16 protein-coding genes and 1 pseudogene are annotated in these 20,400 nt (G+C 73.2%); 14 read left to right on the top strand and 3 right to left on the bottom strand.

What is annotated here, in order from left to right; translation table 11 throughout:
• The first annotated feature begins 10 nt into the window (after positions 1–10).
• On the top strand, positions 11–2,479 hold the full coding sequence (locus tag BCD48_RS10955; protein ID WP_071048246.1) for a putative bifunctional diguanylate cyclase/phosphodiesterase: 2,469 nt from the start codon (positions 11–13) through the stop codon (positions 2,477–2,479).
• Here the strand turns inward: BCD48_RS10955 and BCD48_RS45930 are convergent.
• A complete protein-coding gene (locus BCD48_RS45930) occupies positions 2,437–2,604 on the bottom strand; it encodes a citrate/2-methylcitrate synthase (protein WP_491677130.1) in 168 nt (55 codons plus the stop codon). The two genes, BCD48_RS10955 and BCD48_RS45930, sit on opposite strands and share 43 nt — an antisense overlap.
• 29 nt (positions 2,605–2,633) lie before the next feature.
• Entirely contained in the window at positions 2,634–3,086 is a 453-nt protein-coding gene (locus tag BCD48_RS10950) for a YdeI/OmpD-associated family protein (RefSeq protein ID WP_071048245.1), read from the bottom strand.
• Positions 3,087–3,403: 317 nt separating this feature from the next.
• On the opposite strand from BCD48_RS10950, the gene BCD48_RS10945 reads away from it, so the two are divergent.
• From BCD48_RS10945 to BCD48_RS10890, 12 genes are all read left to right on the top strand, one after another.
• A complete protein-coding gene (locus BCD48_RS10945) occupies positions 3,404–4,243 on the top strand; it encodes a sugar phosphate isomerase/epimerase family protein (RefSeq protein ID WP_071048244.1) in 840 nt (279 codons plus the stop codon).
• Complete coding sequence (locus BCD48_RS10940; RefSeq protein ID WP_071048243.1) at positions 4,240–5,292, top strand: 2,3-butanediol dehydrogenase; 1,053 nt, start codon at positions 4,240–4,242, stop codon at positions 5,290–5,292. The genes BCD48_RS10945 and BCD48_RS10940 overlap by 4 nt, the downstream gene beginning before the upstream one ends.
• Positions 5,293–5,366: 74 nt before the next feature.
• A complete protein-coding gene (locus BCD48_RS10935) occupies positions 5,367–6,632 on the top strand; it encodes an amidohydrolase family protein (RefSeq protein ID WP_071048242.1) in 1,266 nt (421 codons plus the stop codon).
• Positions 6,633–6,651: 19 nt separating this feature from the next.
• Entirely contained in the window at positions 6,652–7,008 is a 357-nt protein-coding gene (locus BCD48_RS10930; protein ID WP_071048241.1) for a VOC family protein, read from the top strand.
• 292 nt (positions 7,009–7,300) lie between these two features.
• A complete protein-coding gene (locus BCD48_RS10925; RefSeq protein ID WP_071048240.1) occupies positions 7,301–7,885 on the top strand; it encodes an RNA polymerase sigma factor in 585 nt (194 codons plus the stop codon).
• Positions 7,882–8,931, top strand: a complete 1,050-nt coding sequence (locus BCD48_RS10920) for a maleylpyruvate isomerase family mycothiol-dependent enzyme (RefSeq protein ID WP_083418458.1) — start codon at positions 7,882–7,884, stop codon at positions 8,929–8,931. The genes BCD48_RS10925 and BCD48_RS10920 overlap by 4 nt, the downstream gene beginning before the upstream one ends.
• A 211-nt stretch (positions 8,932–9,142) precedes the next feature.
• The gene (locus BCD48_RS10915) at positions 9,143–9,844 is read left to right on the top strand and encodes a TetR/AcrR family transcriptional regulator (RefSeq protein WP_198543198.1); all 702 of its coding nucleotides are present in this window, start codon (positions 9,143–9,145) and stop codon (positions 9,842–9,844) included.
• Positions 9,845–10,287: 443 nt separating this feature from the next.
• Entirely contained in the window at positions 10,288–10,503 is a 216-nt protein-coding gene (locus BCD48_RS10910; protein ID WP_083418457.1) for a hypothetical protein, read from the top strand.
• Between the two features lie 193 nt (positions 10,504–10,696).
• The gene (locus BCD48_RS10905; RefSeq protein ID WP_071048238.1) at positions 10,697–11,386 is read left to right on the top strand and encodes a response regulator; all 690 of its coding nucleotides are present in this window, start codon (positions 10,697–10,699) and stop codon (positions 11,384–11,386) included.
• Positions 11,387–11,606: 220 nt separating this feature from the next.
• Positions 11,607–13,217, top strand: coding sequence for an AAA family ATPase (locus tag BCD48_RS10900; RefSeq protein WP_083418456.1), 1,611 nt, complete (start codon positions 11,607–11,609; stop codon positions 13,215–13,217).
• 128 nt (positions 13,218–13,345) lie between these two features.
• On the top strand, positions 13,346–15,166 hold the full coding sequence (locus BCD48_RS10895) for a sensor histidine kinase (protein ID WP_071048237.1): 1,821 nt from the start codon (positions 13,346–13,348) through the stop codon (positions 15,164–15,166).
• A gap of 137 nt (positions 15,167–15,303) precedes the next feature.
• Positions 15,304–17,442, top strand: coding sequence for a hybrid sensor histidine kinase/response regulator (locus tag BCD48_RS10890; RefSeq protein ID WP_071048236.1), 2,139 nt, complete (start codon positions 15,304–15,306; stop codon positions 17,440–17,442).
• A 307-nt stretch (positions 17,443–17,749) separates the two neighbouring features.
• Here the strand turns inward: BCD48_RS10890 and BCD48_RS10885 are convergent, their stop codons facing one another.
• Positions 17,750–18,649, bottom strand: a complete 900-nt coding sequence (locus BCD48_RS10885) for a LysR family transcriptional regulator (RefSeq protein ID WP_071048235.1) — start codon at positions 18,647–18,649, stop codon at positions 17,750–17,752.
• Between the two features lie 460 nt (positions 18,650–19,109).
• Here BCD48_RS10885 and BCD48_RS10880 point away from each other — a divergent pair.
• Positions 19,110–20,400: pseudogene (locus BCD48_RS10880) on the top strand (hypothetical protein); the annotation flags it as partial.

Genomic DNA, 20,400 nt, shown 5'->3' with positions numbered 1-20,400 from the left:
GAAGCACGCCATGACGACCGGCAGTCGCTCGGCGCCACGCTACGTGGCGTCGGTGGGTTTGGCCTACCTGGTTGTCGTGGCTGTATGCACGATAGTTCTTCCGTCGCGTCCAGGAGCGGCGGTCGGCAGCTGTGCGACCGCCGCCGTAAGCCTGGCGACGGTGGTCTGCCTGGCGTGGACCGCGCGGCGTGCCCGCGGGCCTGACCGGCGCTGGCGGCTGCTCATCGAACTGGCGATGGTCCCGTTGGCCGTCGCGCTGGTCTGGCACGTCGGCTGGGCCTTTGGGCACGGATCGGCGCTCGCGACGCGCATGTCCGGGTCGGCTCAGGCTTTCCTGCTGATCGTCGCGCTGGCCTTGGCGGGTGTGCTGACCTTTCCCACCGACCCGCTCGACGCCGCGGATCGTCGCGTCGGCGCCGGCCGAGCCGGACATCGCTGGTATGCGATCACCACGCTGGACTGCGTGGTGGTCGTCGGCTCCGTCGTCCTGCTCGTGTGGTCGATCTTGTTGGAGCCAATGGTCCGGGCGCGACACGTCGATACCGTTTGGTTGCTGTCCGCCGTCGGGTCGGCCGCGAGTTTCTTGATCCTGGTGGCTGGCATCCTGCTCCTGGCGACGTTCCGGCGGCCTCGGTCGGGGCTCGCGCTCGCGCTGCTGGGTGCCGGTCTGAGCGCGATGCTGTCGTATACGGCGGTCTATCTGATCGCGATCGTCGAGCGTGTCCGCGGCATCTCGCCGATCCTGGAGGTCCTCGCTGTCGCGGGCTGGTTGTCGATCCTCCTGGCCTGCCTGGTCCCGATGCCGAGTTCCGCGGCGCCCACCCGGCGCCGGGGTCCGCGGACCCTGTGGGTGCAGGCCGCGTTGCCCTATCTGGCGCTCGGCGTGGTCGGCGGGCTCTCGGTCAGCCAGCTGATCGCCGGCGGCGCCGTCGGCCATGTCGAGACATTTGGCCTGCTCGGCCTGTTGTTGGTGGTCCTGGTCCGGCAGATGATGATGCTGGGCGAGAACACCCGGCTGCTGGTGTCGGTTCGGGCGAGCCGGCAGGAGCTGCACCACCAGGCTTTCCACGATCCTCTCACCGGGCTGGCCAACCGGGCGCTGTTCGCCGACCAGCTGGCGCACGCGCTCGCGTTCCGGGACGGCCGGCCGTTCGCGCTCGTGTTCTGCGATCTGGACGACTTCAAACGGGTCAACGACACACTCGGCCACGCCGTCGGCGACGAACTGCTCCGGATCACCGCTGGACGGCTTCGCGACACTGTCCGGTCCGGCGACACGGTCGCCCGACTTGGCGGTGACGAGTTCGCCCTGCTCCTCGAGGGCGGCCACGACGACCCGGAGACGGTGTGCCGCCGGCTGGCCGCGACGATCCGGGCTCCCTGCCTGCTGGCGGGCCGTTCCCGGCCGGTCGGTGCCAGCCTCGGCCTCGTCCTGGCCGACCCGGCTCGTCATCCGGTGGCCGACTCCCTGCTTCGGGACGCGGACCTGGCCATGTACGCGGCGAAGCGCCAGGGCAAGGGTGGTCTGGTCGTCTACCACCCGGACCTGTCCACGCCCGAATCGGCCCCGCAGATCCGCGCCCACCTGGACCAGGCGCTGCGCGGCGACGATCCCGACAGCGTCCTCGATGTCCGCTACCGGCCGGTGGTCGATCTCCGTACCTGGCGGACGGCCGCCCTCGAGGCCACGCCGTGCTGGAGCCGCCCGCGGACGGGGGAGCTCGTGTCCGAGCAGGTGCACCGGCTCGCGGACGAGGCCGGGCTGACCATGCCCCTGCTCGACCTCGTCCTGCGACAGGCCTGCCAGGACCTGGCGGCGCGGGGACCGCGACGTTACTGGGCGCCGACCTTCGTCACCATCCCGATGAACCGCGACCTGGAACAGACATCCGTCGCCGGCATCGCGGACCTTCTCGTCGACCTCGACCTGCCCCCGCGGGCGATCATCCTGACGCTCACCGGCACCTGCGGCTTCCCGGACCCGGCCGGCGCGGCCCCCGTCCTGCGGCACCTCGCCGCCCGCGGCGTCCGGCTGGCTCTCGACGGAGTCGGCGGTGACACGAGCACGCTCGCCGCCTGGCACGTCCTGCCCGTCCAGATCATCAGGCTCGACCGCTGTCTCACCCGCGTCGGCGACGCGTCTGGCCGTGAGCGGGTCGGTCACGAGCGGGCCGACCTGGTCCGCGACGCCGTCCTCGCCGCCGCGGCCCGGCTCGACCTCACCGTGATCGCCACCAGCCTCGACAACCCGGCCCAGGCACGTGAACTGGCCGCCGCCGGCTGCCAGCTCGGCAGCGGCTCCCTCTACGGCTCACCCTGCCCCATGGACCAGATACCTGGCGCCATGCCGCCCGCCGACGTGGGCGACCCGGGCACGAGAACCCGGCGACCATCGGCGTCCACGCCGGCTTCCACCTCAGCACCGGCCCACAAGCGTCAGCCGGCGGGCACGGGCCGCGGTGGTGGCGGCCCCACGTAGCGCGCCGCGGGGCGGATTATCTTGCCGTCCATCGCCTGTTCGAGGATGTTCGCGCTCCAGCCGACGGCCCGCGCGGCGGCGAACGTCGGCGTGAACATCTCGCGTGGCGGCCCGCACAGCTCCATTGACCCGGCGGGCTGCCCTGGCGCGGCGTTTAGCGGTTGCGGCGGCCGGCGCTCAGGGCCTCGACGGTCTTGGTGATGCGGGTCTGGCGGGTCTCGGGCTTCTTCGCCTCGGTCACCCACCGGACCCATTCCTTGCGGTGCGAGAAGGCGAGCTGGTCGAACGTCGCCTGCGCCACGGGCGCCCCCGCGATCGCCGCCGCGAGGTCGTCGGGTACCTCGACGATCCGGGGGGCGGCGTCGAGGGCCAGTTCCACGTCGACCTCGTCGCCGGCGGACACCCCGGCCGCGCCGCGGTTCTCGGCGGAAAGGGGGATGAGGTACCGGCCGCCCATGGGGGCGACCGTGGTCCGGTAGGTGTGCGGCCCGATCGTCACGGTGACCTTGGGCCGCTTGCCGCTGTTCAGCTCCGCGACGACGTCCGCGGGCACCTCGATGCCCGTCGCCGTGGTGCCGTGCAGGTCGACGGTCGCCCGGAATCTCACCCGTACGAGTATGACCGAGCCGCATTCCCGGGCGGCCGGAAGACCGGCGAGGGACAATCAGAAGGCGCTGGGATGGGCGGCGCGCAGCATACCCGGTGCTACGATCGCGGCCCGACATCAAGAGTGGCACTCGGTGCCGTGTCGGGCGTAGAGTGCCGATGCGCTGTGGGGCGGACGCGCGCGGTCGGACGACGCGACGCAGGTACGCGACGCAGGTACGCGACGCAGGTAGTGGGGCCGGCCGGTCGGCCAGCCAGCTTGTCGACGGCCTGGCTCGACACTCGACGTACGGGAAACACGACGTAGAGGAACACGGGATGCGCGAGGCGCCGGACGGCATCGACTGGGTGCTGTGGTCGGGAACGCTCGGCCTGAACAGTCCACTCGAACGGCGGATCGACGCGGCCGCGGCCTGCGGGTTCCACCAGCTGTCGATCAGCCCGCTCGACGTGGCGCTGGCCGAGGAGGCGGGCACCAAGCCCGAGGACCTGGGCGGACGGCTGCGCGACGCCGGCCTCGGCATCGTGCTCGACGGGTTCATGAACTGGTACGAGGGCGCACCGATACCGGGCGCGCGCTCCGTCGCGTTCACCGCCGACGAGGTGCTGCGCATGTGCGAGGCGCTCCCGGCCGAGTCGCTGACGGTGTTCTCCCGGCCGACCTGCGACCTGCCGCCGGCGCAGGTCGCCGCGTCGTTCGGCCGGCTGTGTGACCGCGCGGCCGACGTCGGCACCCGCGTCCAGCTGGAGTTCCTCGCGATGATGGCGATCAGCGACCTGCCAGGCGCCGCGGCCGTCGTGGCGGACGCCGACCGCGCGAACGGCGGCCTGGTCCTCGACACCTGGCACTTCTTCCGCGGCAATCCCGACTACGCGGCCCTGGAGGCCCTGCCCGGCGACCGGATCTTCACGGTGCAGGTCTCCGACGGGGGAGCCGACCTCCAGGGAACTCTCGCCCAGGACACCTTCCATCGACTGCTGCCCGGCGACGGCTGTTTCGACCTCGTCCGCCTGTTCGGGACGCTTCAGCGGATCGGGGCGCTCGGCTCGGTGGGTCCGGAGGTCATCTCGCCCGTCACGGAGGCGATGGCCCCGACCGAGGCAGCCCTGCTGGCCAAAGGCCGGGCACAGGCTCTGATTGACCAGGTGTCCGGATGATCGCGGCACGATTACACGCCCACGAGGACGTGCGGATCGAGGAGATCCCGGAGCCCGAGCCGACCGCCGGCGAGGTGAAGATCGCGGTGGCCCACAACGGGCTGTGTGGCACGGACCTGCACGAGTACTTCTCCGGCCCGCGGGCCTGCACGACCACGCCGCACCCGCTCACCGGCGGGGTGCTGCCCCAGATCCCGGGTCATGAGTTCGCCGGAACGGTCACCGCCGTCGGTGAGGGCGTCATGGACGTCGCGGCCGGCGACCGGGTGTGCGTGGAACCGCTTTACTCCTGCGGTGACTGTGACCGCTGCCAGGCCGGGCTGCCGCAGCTGTGCCGCCTGGTGATGACACACGGGCTGTGTTCGCACGGGGGCGGCCTGGCCCAGTTCACCGTCGTTCCCCGGGCGATGACGCACCCGATTCCCGACTCGATGTCCCTGGCCGACGCCGCGCTGGTGGAACCGATCTCGGTCGCGTTCAACGGTGTGCTGCGCTCCGAGGCCCAGCCGGGCCAGTCCGCCCTCGTGCTCGGCGCCGGACCGATCGGGGTCGGCGCCGTTCTCGGCCTGCGCGCCGTCGGAGTGGACGACATCCTGGTGGTCGAGCCGGTGGCGGCTCGCCGCGCGGCCGTGGCGGCGCTCGGCGTCGCGCAGGTCCTCGATCCGGGCCTCGTCGACGTCGCCGACGAGGTGCGCCGGCGGACGAAGGGGCGCGGCGTCGACGCGGTCGTCGACTGCGCCGGCGCGCCCGCCACGTTCTCGCTCGCCCCGGCCGTGCTGCGCGCGAGGGGACGCTACGTCGGGATCGCCTTCTCCGACCGGGAGGTGAGCTTCCCGCCCTGGGTGCTGTCACGTGGCGAGATCGAGCTCACCGGATCGCTGGGGTACGCCCCGGGAGTGTTCCGGCGGGTGATCGACCTCATCGCGGGCGGTGCGTACCCGACGGCGGGGTGGGTCGAGCACGTCGAGCTGAACGATCTTCGCGCCGCGCTGCTGGACCTGCGGGCCGGCCGGCGGATCAAGGTCCTGGTCGACCTGCCGGCTGCCTGATCCGTGAACGCCTCCATACCCTCCATACCCTCCATACCCCTCCGGACGCCAACCACAGTGAGAGGAGCGGTCCCATGCGCATGGACGACATGATTCTGGTGAGCATCGACGACCATATGATCGAGCCGCCGGACATGTATGAGAAGCACGTCCCGGCCAAGTGGCGGGACGAGGCTCCGAAGGTCGTGCGGAACGAGCAGGGCCTGGACCAGTGGGTCTTCCAGGGTGAGGGGACCTCGACGAACTTCGGCATGGCCGCCACGGTGGGCTGGCCGAGCGAGGAATGGGGTTTCAACCCGGGCACCTATTCGGAGCTGCGCCCGGGCTGTTTCGATGTGCACGAGCGGGTCCGGGACATGAACGCGAACGGCGTGCTCGCGTCCATGTGCTTCCCGACCATGGCGGGCTGGAACGCCAGGACCTTCCACGAGGCGCGTGACAAGGACGTCGCGCTCGTGATGCTCCAGGCCTACAACGACTGGGTCATCGACGAGTGGTGCGGCACCTACCCCGGCCGGTTCATCCCGCTGGGCATCGTGCCGATGTGGGACGTCGACCTGGCGGTGAAGGAGATCCACCGCATCGGGCGCAAGGGCTGCCGGTCCATCAGCTTCCTCGAGGCGCCGCACGCCCAGGGCTTCCCGAGCTTCCTGTCCGGCCACTGGGACCCGATGCTGCAGGCCCTGTGCGACGAGAACATGGTGCTGTCGCTGCACATCGGCGCGGGCTTCAGCCTGATCCAGAAGCCGGATGAGGCGCCGATCGACCACCTCATCATCCTGACCTGCCAGATCTCCGCGATCATCGCGCAGGACCTGTTGTTCGGCCCCACGCTGCGGCGTTTCCCGGACCTCAAGGTCGCGCTGTCCGAGGGCGGGATCGGCTGGATCCCGTTCTACTTCGACCGGGCCGACCGGCACGTCCAGAACCAGGCGTGGCTGCACAGCGACTTCGGCGGCAGGCTTCCGTCGGAGGTGTTCCGCGAGCACATCCTGGCCTGCTACATCACCGACCCCTCCGGGCTCGCGCTGCGCGATCGCATCGGCATTGACACCATCGCCTGGGAGTGCGACTACCCGCACACCGACACGACCTGGCCCACGTCGCCCGAGTTCGCCTGGAAGGAGTTCCAGGACGCGGGCTGCACCGACCCCGAGATCGACAAGATCACCTGGCGGAACGCCTGCCGGTTCTTCGGCTGGGACCCGTTCGCCCACACCCCCAAGGAGCAGGCGAACGTCGGCGCGCTGCGCGAGCTGGCCAAGGACGTCGACGTGACCCGGATGTCCCGGCACGAATGGCGCAGGCGCAACGAGGCAGCCGGTATCGGCGTCTTCTGAGATCGCGAGGTCGCTACCCATGCCACGGTTCCATCACGCCAACCTCGGTGTTCCGCCGGGCCTCGACGACGCCGAAGGCGCGTTTCTCGTCGACGTCCTCGGCTACCGGAAGATGGACGTGCCGCCCGACCTCGCCGGTATCGCCCGGTGGTATGAGGCGGACGACGGCAGCCAGATCCACCTGAGCATCGATCCCGACCACCGGCCCGCGGCGCGGGCCCACACGGCGATCGAGGTCGACGAGGACGTCGAACGCCGGCTGGACGCCGCCGGCATCGCCTACCGGTCCGGCGGCCGGGGCGACCTGGCGGTGGTGTTCTGCGCCGACCCGGCTGGCAACCACTGGGAGCTGCGCCGCCACTCGCAAACACCATGACGTGATCCACGTCATACCCCGATCCGTGATCTGCCCGCGGCGGGCGCGCGAATGTGCCGTGACTCGCGCGCGCGTCGCGAGGCGGGGACCGTGAGCGGAGGCCGCGCATGAACAACAGTGACACCATCAGGGGTTGCCACGAGGCATTTGCCCGGTGACGGTCTCCGTCTCGGCGCCGGTGAAGGGCCGTGTCGGTTCCATTCCGGCACGGCCCTTCACCGCGTGGAGCGGACCGGACAGCTTTGGACCATGCGCTACGATGACCTCCCGCCAGCGTGGAGGTGGACGTGCTGTGACGGGGAACAACGCGCAACCGGCGGTCGCGCTCGCGGTACGAGACGCGGAGCTGCACGGTCGGCTGGTCGCTGGTGACGAGCGCGCACTCGACGAGGCTTACGCGTTGTTCGGAACCCTGGTGCGCGCACTCGCGCATCGGGTGACCCGAGACCGAGAAGCCGCGAGTGACATAGTCCAGGACGTTTTCGGCTACTTCTGGGAACATCCGCTGGCGTATGACCCCAATCGCGCCGGGCTGCGAACGTGGCTGGGGATGCTGGCGCACCGGCGGGCGGTCGACTGGGTGCGCGGCGAGGAGCGACGTCGCCGCCGGACCGCGCCGGAGCTTCACGGCCCGTTCGAGCTGCCCGGCGTGGACGAGACCGTCGAGGCGGCAGACACCTCCTGCCGGGTCCGCCTGATCGTGCGAGACCTGCCCGACGCCTTACGGACCGCGGTTGAGCTGGCGTTTTATCGGGAAATGACCTACCGCGAGGTGGCGGCCGAGCTCGGAATACCGGAAGGCACCGCGAAATCACGGATGCGGAATGCCCTCGCGCGTATCGCCCGAACTCTCGCCGAGGAAGGCATCGGCGAATGACCATGGGTGATGAGTCCGAGGGACATCGACGTGCGTTTCTCGCCCATCTGACGACGGACCTGTGTGACGCCGATGAGGCTCGGCTGATCGCCGAACACACGCGTTCGTGTCCGACCTGCGCGTACGCCGAGGCTGAGCGGCGAGAGGTCGACGACCTGTTGCTCGCGCTCGGCGACGTCGACGAGCTCCCCGATGCCCCCTCGCCGGCCCAGCTGCGGGCGGCGGCCCGCGCGCGCCGGCGCCCGGCACCGCGGGTGCCCGCGTTCGCCGCTCCCTTCGCCGCCGCGGCCGGCATCCTCGAGTCGGTGCTGGCCGAGGTGAGCGATGACGCGCTGCGCACGCCCAGCCCGGTGCTGACCTGGCGCGTGGGCGACCTGGTACCCCACCTCGCCGCGGGCAACGCCCTGCTCGCGACGGCGATCGGTGTCGCGGTCGAGCCCGCGCCGGGCCCGGTCGCCGGCCTGGTCAGCCATACCGAGCGGCTGCTCAGCTGGGTTGCCGGCTGGCCGCGCGAGCGCGTCCAGGCGCTGTGGCGCCGCGGCGTCGAAGCGATCGCGGCGAGGCTGAGCACCCAGCCGGAGCTCGCCTCGCTGCGCGTCGAGGTCGACGGCGTCCGGACGACCGTCGCGGACCAGCTGAAGATCCGGGCCTTCGAGACCTGGACCCATGCACGCGACATCGGTGCCGCGGCGGGCCTGCGGGTGCCCCCGCCGCCCGCCGACAGTCTCGGCGCGATGGCGGACCTCGCGGCGCGGCTGCTGAGCACCCTGCCGCCGCGCGCGGCCACCGCGCCCGCCGGCGCCGTGCGCCTGACGCTCACCGGCCCGGGCGGCGGCTCCTGGCTGGTCCAGATCGGCGGCGCCGGCGCCGCCGCCGCGGCGGCGGCTGTCGGCCTGCCCGAAGCCGAGCTCACCCTCGACACCGTCGAGTTCTGCCTGCTGGTCGCGGACCGTGGCCAGCCCACTGAGCCGCACACCGAGATCTTCGGCGACGACGCCCTCGCCGCCGAGCTCCTCGCGATCGCCCCCCAGCTCGCCGGCCCCTGACCGGTCGCGCCCGGAGGTGAGGGGCGGCCGAGCGGCGGGGCCGGGCGCCGCCGGGCTCGCGGCCTGTCGGGCGGGCGCGGGACCGGGATCCCCGTAACGTGGACAGGATGTGGCCACGCGGGAAAGCTCCGGAGGCTCGTGACGCCTTGGCGCGGCGCGCCGGCGACCTGGCGTCGGCCGGGACAGCGCCGCCGCCGACGGTCTTTCGATCATGAGCGCGCGGCCGGCTCCCGACGTGGACGACCTGGCCGCCGTCCCGGCACCGGTGCCCGCGCCGGAGATGCGCCCGGCGCGGACGTCGCGGCAGGCGGACCTGTTCGACGCGCTGCTGGGGATCTTCCTGGCGGAGGGGTTCGCCCAGTTCACGCTGGCGGACCTGGCCGCCCGGCTGCGCTGCTCGAAGAGCACGCTCTACGCGCTCGCGCACAGCAAGGAACAGCTCGCGGTCGCCGTCGCCCGGCACTTCTTCCGGGTCGCCGCCGAACGGATCGAGCGCGACGTCGCGGCGGTGGCCGCGGCGAGCCCCGCCGAGACGGTCGGCGCCTACCTGGGCGGCGTCGCCCGCGAGCTGCGGCCCGCCTCGCCGGCGTTCCGCCGTGACCTGGCCGCGAACCCGGCGACCCGCGCCGAGTACGAGCGCAACACCCGCATCGCCGCCCGCCGGATCCGCGAGCTGGTCGCCGCGGGCGTCGATGCGGGGGTGTTCCGCGGGGTCGACGCGGCCTTCGTCGGCCAGGCGGCGACGGCGGTGATGTCGGCCATCCAGCGCGGCGACATCACCGCCGCCACGGGCCTGTCCGACGCCGACGCCTACGCGGAGCTCGCGAGCCTCCTGCGCCACGGCCTCGCCGGCCCAGCCCCGAATGTCCCGGGTGCCTCGGGCTCCGCTGGCACCAAAGTGGTCGGGTCCTAGGCGGGCGTGCCCAGGGCGGGCCCGCCGTCGCCGGCGTGTCCACTCGCTCCCTCGCGGCCGCGCGCGGGCTGGCCTCTGGTCCGCGGGCGGCGACCGCGGCGCGTCGGCGCACGCCACCGTGATGACGTCGGCACCACGGGCGGTCCCGCGCAGGTCGCGGCCTCGCCTCGCGATTGCGTGGCCCTGGTCACAGCGGCGCGCGGCCGGCCCGGCCCCGTGCTCGTCAGCGCGGCCGGCCGGACACGCACCGGCTCAGAGCCGGCCCCTCTTGCTCGCCATCGGCGATCGCGGGTAACCGACCGGCATTCAGATGGTCCGTTGTCGTTTGACGTGTGTTGGCAATGTGGCCCGGATCCAGCCATCTCGCTGTTGTCCTCCGGGCCCATTACGTCCACCATGGCCATGTGCCGACCTGTGAAGAGATTGCTTCGATCGAGGATTCCGTGGACCGGGCGGCCCACGCGAACGACCTGATCTGGCGCAACCACCCACGGCCCTCGCAGCTGCGCCAGCTGCGGGCGGACGCTCTGCGCGCGGCGCTGAGCGAGGGCAAGGACGCGACCGAGATCGCCAGCCGGCTCGGCGTCCGGGCCGACGACATCGCCTGGATGACCAGCTCCGAGACCGCCAGCTGGCCAGCCCCGCCCATCACCCCCTGAGGCCTCCCCGCGTCAACCAACCGGGGCGGCAGCCCTTTCGCCGCCCGCCTGCCCGGCCGGACGGACGCCCGGCCGGTCCCAGCGAGTGACTGCCGGCTAGGACCAAAGTCCTGGCCCGGTGGTCCGTACCTACCAGAGCCGGCAGACCACTCGCGCCACCTGCACACCCTCGTCCGCGCGTATTGTTTTGATCATGAGCGATGTGCGGGTGTTCCTCCTGGATGATCATGAGATCGTCCGGCGCGGCATCCGGGAGATGCTCGAGGACACCGGTGATATCCAGGTGGTCGGCGAGGCGGCCACCGCGGCCGAGGCGTTACGCCGGATCCCCGCGGTGTCGCCGAACGTCGCGGTCCTCGACGCCCGTCTCGAGGATGGCAGCGGTATCGACGTCTGCCGGGAGATCCGGTCGGCGCATCCGGAGATCGGCTGCCTGATCCTCACGTCGTATGACGACGACGACGCCCTGTTCTCCGCGATCATGGGCGGTGCGTCCGGTTATCTGCTCAAGCAGATCAAGGGGACCGACCTGGTCGGCGGGATCCGCGCGATCGCCGCGGGCCGGTCGCTGCTAGACCCGGCGGTCACCCGGCGGGTGCTGACCCGCCTGCGCGAGGGGCCGGCGCAGGACCCGAGGCTGGCCGCCCTGGGCGTCCGTGAGCGCGAGATCCTGAAGCTCGTCGCCGAAGGCCTCACGAACCGGCAGATCGCGGGCCGGATCCACCTGTCGGAGAAGACCGTCAAGAACTACGTCTCCTCGATCCTGCTGAAGCTGGGGCTGACCAGCCGCACCCAGGCCGCCGTCTTCGCCGCGCGGCTCGACGCCAGCCCCCGGGGCGACGGGGCGGCCGCCCTCGCGCCCCCTCGCTCACGGCCCGGGTGAACCGGCCGAGGCGACGCCGGACTGCCCGTTTCGCGGTGGTGCGCGTGCGGGCAGGAGTCTCCGGTGTGTCCAACCGTCCCGAGCCTGGCACGCCGAACTCCGCCAGCCGAGACGGCGGTTCGAATGTCCCCGCCGCTGGGCCAGGTCCGGCGTCCCGACAGCACCCCGGGCGGCCGCGATGCCGGCCGGGCCGGCAACCAGACCGCGCCGAGGAGGCAGGATGCCCGGGCCTGACGCCGTCACCGCGCCCCAGGCCGCCCATGGCAACGTGCCCCAGGCCGCGCATGGCAAGGGGACCCGGGGAGCCGGGCGACCTGGGGGGCCCGAGCTGGCCATGGGGTCCCGCAGCGGCCGGTGGGACGTGGACGCCGTACCGCGAGGCGAGACGGTCGAGACGCACAGCGCGACGTTGACCTTCGTCGGGGACCTCGTCTACAAGGTCAAAAAGCCCCTCGACCTGGGCTTCCTCGACTTCCGAACCCGCGAGGCCCGGCTCGCCGCCTGCGAGGACGAGGTGGCTCTCAACCGGCGCCTCGCGCCCGACGTCTACCTCGGCGTCGCCGACCTGCGCGACGCCGAGGGCCGGCTCGTCGACCACGCGGTGGTGATGCGCCGGCTGCCCGAGCGGCTCCGGCTGTCCACGCTGGTCCGCCGCGCCCAGCGGGTGGACGAGGTCCTGCGGGCCGTCGCCCGCGCGCTCGCCGCCTTCCACGCGGCCTGCGAGACGTCGCCGCGGATCGAGGCGGCCGGGAGCCCCGACACGCTCGCGGGCCTGTGGCGCGAGGGCGTCGAGGGGGTCGCTCCCTTCCGCGACGCCATCCTCGACGGCCAGGTCGTCGCCGAGATAGACCGGCTCTCGGCCCGGTACCTCGCCGGGCGCGGCCCGCTGCTGGCGGAGCGGATGAGCGCCGGCCGGATCCGCGACGGGCACGGCGACCTGCTGGCCGACGACATCTTCTGCCTGCCGGACGGCCCGCGCATCCTCGACTGCATCGAGTTCGACCAGCGGCTGCGGGTCGGCGACGTGCTCGGCGACGTCGCGTTCCTCGCGATGGACCTGGAGCGGCTCGGCGCGCGCGAGGAGGCCGAGCGGTTCCTCGGCTGGTACCGGGAGTTCGCCGGCGAGGTGCACCCGCCGTCGCTGGCGCATCTCTACATCGCCTACCGGGCGTTCGTGCGGGCCAAGGTGAGCTGCCTGCGGTCCGGGCAGGGGGACCCGGACGCCGCCGACCTCGCCCGCCGGCTGGCCGCGCTCGCGCTCGATCACCTGCGCCGCGGCCGGGTGCGCCTGGTACTGGTCGGGGGCCTGCCGGGCACCGGCAAGTCGACGCTCGCCGGCCAGCTCGCCGAGGCCGACGACGGCTGGGTGCTGCTGCGCTCGGACGTGGTGCGAAAGGAGCTCGCGGGCCTGCCAGCCGACGCGCCGGCGCCGGCCGCGCTCAACCCCGGCCTGGACGCCGGGCTCTACGCACCGGCGGCGACCGAGGCCGTCTACGCCGAGCTGCTGCGCCGCGCCGGGCACGCGCTCGTGCACGGGGAGAACGTGCTGCTGGACGCCTCCTGGTCGGCGGCCACGGCCAGGGCCGCCGCGGCGCGGCTCGCCGGCACCGCCGCGGCGGACCTCGTCGAGCTGTGCTGTGTGACCGCGCCCGAGGTGGCGGCCGCCCGTATCGCCCGCCGGGCGACTGGGGGACGGGACGCCTCCGACGCGACGGCGGCGGTGCACACGGCGATGGCGGCCCGGGCCGACCCGTGGCCGGCGGCGACGGTCATCCACACGGCCGCCCCGGTCGCCGAGTCCGCCGCCGCGGCCCGCCGCCGCCTGCGCTAGCCCCGCCCCTCCCTTCCCTTGTTCCCCCGTGTGGCCTGACCTGCCCGGACAGCCACCGGGAAAGTGATGCGCGCAGAGCTGACTGACCCCCACCTCCAGGGGAGGGCATCGGCTACGGTGTCGAGGACATGGGACCCGAACCGACCGCCCGGCCCACGCCGCCGGCGCCTGACGGCGCGGCGCCGGCGCCGCGTGCGGGGTCTCGGCACGACGAGCCGCCGGGCGAGGAGCTGGAGTTCCCGGGCGTCGCCCGGCTCGAGCTCGACGAGCTGCTCCTGCAGCTCGTCGACCGGGCGCAGGACGTCATGGCCACACAGGGCCGGCTGCGCGGGCTGCTGCGCGCGACCAGGACCGTCGCCTCGGACCTCAGCCTCGACGTGGTGCTGCGCCGGATCGTCGAGGCCGCCTGCGAGCTGGTCGACGCCCGGTACGGGGCCCTCGGGGTGACCGCCGGGGGCGCCGAGGCGCTGGAGCAGTTCATCCACGTCGGCATCGACCCTCGGCTGGTCGCCGAGATCGGGCACCTGCCGCGTGGCGAGGGCGTGCTCGGTGCCCTCATCCACGACCCGCGGCCGGTGCGCCTGGAGGACATCGCGGGGCATCCCGGCGCGGTCGGTTTCCCGCCCGGCCACCCGACGATGCGCACCTTCCTCGGCGTGCCGATCCGGGTGCGCGGCGAGGTGTTCGGCAACCTCTACCTGACCGAGAAGCGCGGCGGCCGGGTGTTCACCGCGGAGGACGAGGAGCTGGTGCTGGCGCTCGCCGCCAGCGCCGCGGTCGCGATCGACAACGCCCGCCTGTTCGGCCAGGCGAGGCACCGCGAGCAGTGGCTGCAGGCGTCCGCCGACATCACCCGTCACCTGCTCGGCGACGGTGACCGGCCGCTGGAGCTGATCGTGCGGCGCGCCCGCGAGGTCGCGCGCGCGGACACGGCCGCGCTCGCGCTCGGCGCGCACGACGCGGAGCACCTGCACCTGGACATCACCGCCGGCGACGGGGCGGAGCGGCTGGCGGGCGGGGTGCTCGCCGTCGACGAGTCGCTGGCGGGGCGGGCGATCCGTGAGCACGCGCCGCTGTTCGCCGGCGAGGCGCCGGCCGAGATCGCCGAGCTGCTCGCCGGCGAGCCCGACCTCGGCCCGGTGATGGTCGTACCGCTGATCACCTCGCGGACCAGCGCGGGCGCGGTCATCCTCGGGCGGCGCCGCGGCGCGGAGCCGTTCACCGACGCGGACCTGGAGATGGCGGCCGCGTTCGCCGGGCATGTCGCGATCGCCCTGCAGCTCGCCGAGTCGCGTGCGGCGCAGAACCGGCTGACGGTGCTCGAGGACCGCGACCGCATCGCCCGTGACCTGCACGACCACGTCATGCAGCGGCTGTTCGCGGTCGCGCTCGGTCTGCAGGGGCTGTCCGAGGCGGAGGACCACCCGAACCGGGCGAAGCGGCTGGCGACCTATGTCGACGACCTCGACTCGACGATCCGCGAGATCCGCCAGTCGGTGTTCGAGCTGCGCGGCCGGTCGGCGGCCGGCGGTGCCGGCCTGCGGATGGCGCTGCGCGGCATCGTCGACGAGACGACCAGAGCCTTCGGCTTCGAGCCGCACCTGCTCGTGGACGGCCCGCTGGACAGCGCGGTCGCCCCGGCCGTCGCCGACCACCTGTTCGCCGTGGTGCGGGAGAGCCTGTCGAACGCGGCCCGGCATGCCCGGTGCCGGGGCGCGTCGGTCACGGTGACCGTCGCGGACGGCCGGGTCAGCGCTGAGATCGTCGACGATGGCATCGGACTCGGGACCGGCGGGCCTGGCCGGCGCAGTGGGCTCGCGAACATGCAAAGCCGCGCCGAGGAGCTGCGCGGCACCTTCGAGATCGGCCCCGGCCCGGACGGCGTCGGGACCCGCGTCGTGTGGACGGCGCCCTGCGCCCCGCCGCCGCCCATCCCCGGCCAGGCCTGACGCCAGTTGTCCGCCCGCGGCGTCGGCGTGTCGGAGCCGGTGTTCCCGGATAATAGCGACAGCCTTCGAATACCGTGTTCTTCCCGGAAGGGCGTCACTAGGAGCGGGATAGTCGCCATGCCGACGGAGTATTCGCTATGACCGACCAGGTCGCGGCGTTCGCGAACACCGTCATCTTCTCGACCTACTTCGCGATCTCACTGACGATCGCGCGTGGCCTCTGGAAATCACGGCAGTGGCTCAACAACAAGCTGGGCACCGCCACGGCGGCGATCTTCTTCACCTGCGCGCTCGGGCACGGCCTGCACGCCGTACTGTACTTCAGCTCCGCCGCGAATCCGTCGGCCGCCCAGCCGTTCCACGCGCCGCACGGCGAGCTGAACGGCCTCGGGCTCGCCAGCGCCGTCTGGGACGTGGGCACGGCCTTCGTCGGCATCTGGTACTGGTCGCTGCGCGGCCGTTTCCCGGCCCTTGTCCGCGGCGCGGCCGTGTTCGAGGACCTGCGGCTGCGCCAGACCGCGGAACGCAAGCTGCGGCTCTCCGAGCAGCGATACCGCGGAATTGTCGAGACGACCAGCGAGGGCGTCGTTCTCATCGACGCCACCGGCGCTATCGACTATGCCAACGCCCAGTTCGCCGCTCTCGTCGGTCACACCCCGCGCGAGGTGCACGGCATGACGTTCACCGACCTGGTGCTGCCCCAGTATCGGGAGCCGCTCCTCGCGGCGCTCGCGATGGTCCGCGACCGGGACACCCAGCGGATCGAGGTCGAGCTCGCTCCCGCCGGCCGCCCGCGCGGCGACGGCCACGGCAACGACGGCCACGGCAACACGGTGCACGCGCAGATCGCGCTCACCGCTCGCGCCGACACCGACACCGCGCCGGTGGGGACACCGCGCGCGGCCGCGCCACCTCCGCGCGCGGCCGCGCCACCTCTGAGCGCGAAGGGCCCGGCGAGCCCGGCGGACGGGCTGCCCGTCGGGATCCCCGCGGACAGCTTCGGCGGGGCGCTGGCGATGGTCGCCGACGTGACCGAGCGGCGCAACGTGGAAGCGAAGCTGCGTCAGTCCCAGCGGCTGGACGCCGTCGGCCAGCTCGCCGGCGGCGTCGCCCACGACTTCAACAACCTGCTCACCGTCATCGACGGCTACGCCGCCCTCCTGCTCGGCGAGGTCGAGGGACCGGTCCGCCGCGACGTCATCGCGATCAGGGACGCGGCCGCGCGCGCCTCGGCGCTCACCCGCCAGCTGCTCGCGTTCTCCCGCACCCAGCCGATCCAGCCGCAGGCGGTCGACGTCAACGAGCTCGTCAACGGCATCGAGGACATGCTGCGCCGGCTGATCCGCGAGGACGTCCAGATCGTCGTGCGGGCCGAGGCCCAGAACGCGATCGTCTGGGCCGACCGCGGCCAGCTGGAGCAGGTGCTCATCAACCTGGCGGTCAACAGCCGGGACGCCATGCCCGATGGCGGGCAGCTCACGATCAGCACGGCGCGCGTCCTGCTCGCGCCGGCCACTCCCGCGACGGCCGGCGTCGGCATCGGGGTCAACGGAGCCGCCGGCGGTCTGGTCCAGCATGTGCTGCTCACCGTCTCCGACACCGGGGTCGGCATCCCGGAAGAGGCCCGCGGCCTCATCTTCGAGCCGTTCTTCACGACGAAGGAACCCGGCCAGGGCACGGGGCTGGGCCTCTCGACCGTCTACGGCATCGTCCGCCAGGCCGGCGGGCAGGTGCTCGTCGACTCGGCGCGCGGCATCGGCACCGACGTGCGCGTCTACCTGCCGGCCACGTCGTCGGCACCGGGCGCGGCCACCCCCCGGCGCGACACCGCCCCGATCTCCGGCGGGCGCGGGACGGTCCTGCTGGTCGAGGACGACGGTGAGGTCCGACGGCTGTCCGAGCGGATCCTGCTCATGGCGGGGTACGACGTGCTGACCGCCGCCGACGGCCCGGACGCGATCAAGCTCGCCGGGGCCGCGGCCGCCCTCGACATCCTGGTCACCGACGTGATGATGCCGAGGATGAACGGCCGCCAGCTCGCCGACCGGCTGCGCGCGTCCCGCCCCGGCCTGCCGGTGCTGTACGTGTCCGCCTACCACCGAGGCATGATCAACCCGACATCGGTCGCGGCGCACGGCGTCGCCTACGTGGAGAAGCCGTGCTCGCCGGCGGTGCTCACCGAGAAGGTCGGCGAGCTGCTGGCCGCCGCCACGGCCGCCCGCCGCGTCCCTGACCTGCGCCCCGCGCCCACCGGCCGCTCGACGGGAGGATCATGATAGGGAAGCTGCAGACGGTGGTCCTGGACTGCCAAGGACGCGATGGCCAGGAACTGTCCGCTGCGGTGGTTCAGGACGGCGTGACGGACAGCTCCCGGACAGATACCGGCAGGCCCTCGACGAGGAGGCCCGAGCTGGAATCATGGGCAGCACGGGGGAATACGGGGGACCGCGGGGGCAGGTGGTATGGGGACGCCGGCGCCGGCTTCCCATACCCCTGGGTGGCAGGGGACGGCGTGGCACGGGAACGGCTCAGTGCCGGCCCGCCTGGCGCGGCGTCTCGCGCACGGGGCCGTGTCCCGGCCGGCTATGCCGCGCGGCCGAGGCGCAGGCAGCGGTCGAGGAACTGCGCGGCGGTCGCGGACGGGGGACCGCCGGGGCGGGTGGCGATCACCACCTGGTAGCGGGGCGGGTGCGGCTCGATGGCGAGGAAGCGGAGGTCCCGGGTGCGTTCGGCCAGCGACGCGGGGACGAAGGCGCAGCCGGTCCGATAGCGGACGAGGTCGATGACCGTCGAGAGGTCACCCAGCTCCACACAGGTGGCCCGCTCGGCGAGGCCGGCGGCGGCGAACGCCCGGTCCACGGCGGCGCGCACGCCCCAGCCGGCGGGGAACTCGATGAGGTCGAGCCCGGCGGCCTCCTCGAGGGTGACGGCGGCGCGCCCGGACGCGGCGAGCGGGTGGTCGAGGGCGCAGGCGAGCGCGACCGTCTCGGTGTGCAGCGCGTGCAGGCGCAGGTCCCGCGTCGGGCCGGTGATGACCAGCACCGCCAGGTCCAGCTCGCCGTCGCGGACCCTCGCGGCGTGTGACGTGGCGGCCGCGGGGTCGGGAGCGGCGAGCTGTACCTGGACGTGCGGGTGCTCCGCACGGAAGGCCGCGAGCGCCGCGAGCACCGAACGCGGGGTGAGGCTGTGGAGGATCCCGAGCGAGAACGCGCCGCGCGCGCCCTCGCGCACCTCGGTGACCACCTGCCTAGCCTGGCGGACCGCGCCAAGCACCCGGCGTGCCTCAGGGACCAGCGCCCGGCCCGCCTCGGTGAGCTCGACGTGCTGCGTCGTGCGCTCGAACAGGTCGACGCCCAGCTCGCGCTCCAGCGACCGGATCGACGCCGACACGCCGGACTGCACCATGTGCAGCCGCGTGGCGGCCCTGGTGAAGCCGCCCTCCTCGGCGACTGCCAGGAAGTGCTCCAGCCTGCGAGGTTCCACGTCCCGTCCCGGTTCTGCTCCAGATCCCCGCCAGACATCGCCATTCATGCTGAAGTCAGCGGGGGTCGATTCACGATCATGATGGGTCGCGCGCTGGCTGGGGCCTGGCCGCAACCACGACCCCAACCGCGACGGAGGCCACCACGTCGTGGCCTGCCTGGTGAGACGTCGTTCCACCGGTCCGCGTTGCGCGGCGCGGCCACCTCCGCCCCGGGCCGCTCGGTGTCCGTCGTCCAGAAAGATCGCCTTTTCGAGGACGTGGGCACCACGCCACCTGATCCACCGCATGCCACCTCGGTGACACGCCGGAGAAGGCGCGCGATCGCCCGGGACGCCGGCTACCAGGTCTTTCCGGCGGGCCACGCAGGCCACGCCTACCGGGACTGGGCCGGTTCCTCCCATGCGCCCCCACCTCGGACCGGTTTGTGGGATCCTGACGAAGCGCGCTTGAGAGGAATCCATGGGCGACGAGCAGGACTCGGTGGATCTGGCCGATCTGTTCGGCCTCGATGGGTCGCGCATGCACATCGGCCGCCCGCTCGGCGCCGCCGGTCAGGGCCGGCTCTACCAGCGCTACGGCGTCCCCGGCACGGCCGTCAAGCTGTTCAACCCGGCCCACCTGTTCCGCTCGGCCACCGAACAGCGGGCCAAGCTGACTTGGATGATCGCCCATCCGCCCGCCGCTGGGGCGCCTGCTGCCGGGCCCCGGGCGGCCGAGCCCCCGGCCGGAGATCCGCCCGCCGTCAAGCGCCCCGCCGCCGAGCCTCTCGCCGCCGAGCTCGGGGCAGCCGATCCCGGGGCAGCCGAACACCCGGCCGGCGGGCTCGACGCGTTCGCCTGGCCGAGCGAGCTCGTCGTCGACGGGAGCGGCGGTCTCGCGGGCTACACCGTGGCAACCCCCGCCGACGGTGTCCCGCTGCTCACGCTCGTCCACCCGGACGCGTCGCCCCGCCCCGGCTGGTTCGACGACTGGGGGGTGCGCCTCGAGGCGGCCACGCGCCTGGCCGCGGCGACAGCCGTGCTGCACGAGCACGGATATGTCGTCGGCGACTTCCACGACGGTGCCGTCCAGGTGACCCCCACCGGCCGGGTCATCTTCGTCGACTGCGACGCGGCGCAGGTGACCGTGGACGCGGGGGTGCACCTGTCCCCGGTCGGCCGGCCCGACTTCACGCCCGCGGAGCTGCTCGCGGAGCGCGGCCGGCCGCTGAGGCCCGCCGCCGACGACTACGCGCTCGCCGTCCACCTGTTCGCGCTGCTCATGGGCGGGCACCGGCCCTACACGGGCCGCTGGCGCGGCGGCGGCGTGCCGCCGGGGCAGGTGGAGCTTGCCCGTCGGGGCCTGTACGCCCTCGGCGGGCACCGCGACCTTGGCCCGCCGCTGGACCTGCCGCCGGCGGACATCCTCCCGCCCGGGCCCCGGGCGATGTTCGGCCAGGCGTTCGGCCCCGGCGCGGGCAGCCAGAATCCCAGGCCCACCGCGACGCAGTGGCACGACGCGCTCGTCGCTCTCGCCGCGGGCCTGCGCGGCTGCCCGCGCGTCCCCACGCACCACTTCCGGGCAGGCCTGCCGTACTGCCCCTGGTGTGTCCTGGATGAGCAGACCGGCCAGCGCGCGCCCCGCGCCACACCCGTCACACCGCCTTCCGCGCTGCCCACCGCGTCGTGGATGGCGCTGGCGCCGGGCACGTCTGTGGTGGCGGCGCCCCCTGCCCGGCCGGGCGTACCGGCGGCGGCTGGCACCGCTGTGT

The sequence above is a fragment of the Pseudofrankia coriaricola genome, from assembly GCF_001854805.1.
GTDB lineage: Bacteria > Actinomycetota > Actinomycetes > Frankiales > Frankiaceae > Pseudofrankia.
Note: the sequence above shows the minus strand (reverse complement) of the source record. Positions and strands in the feature narration are given on the sequence as shown.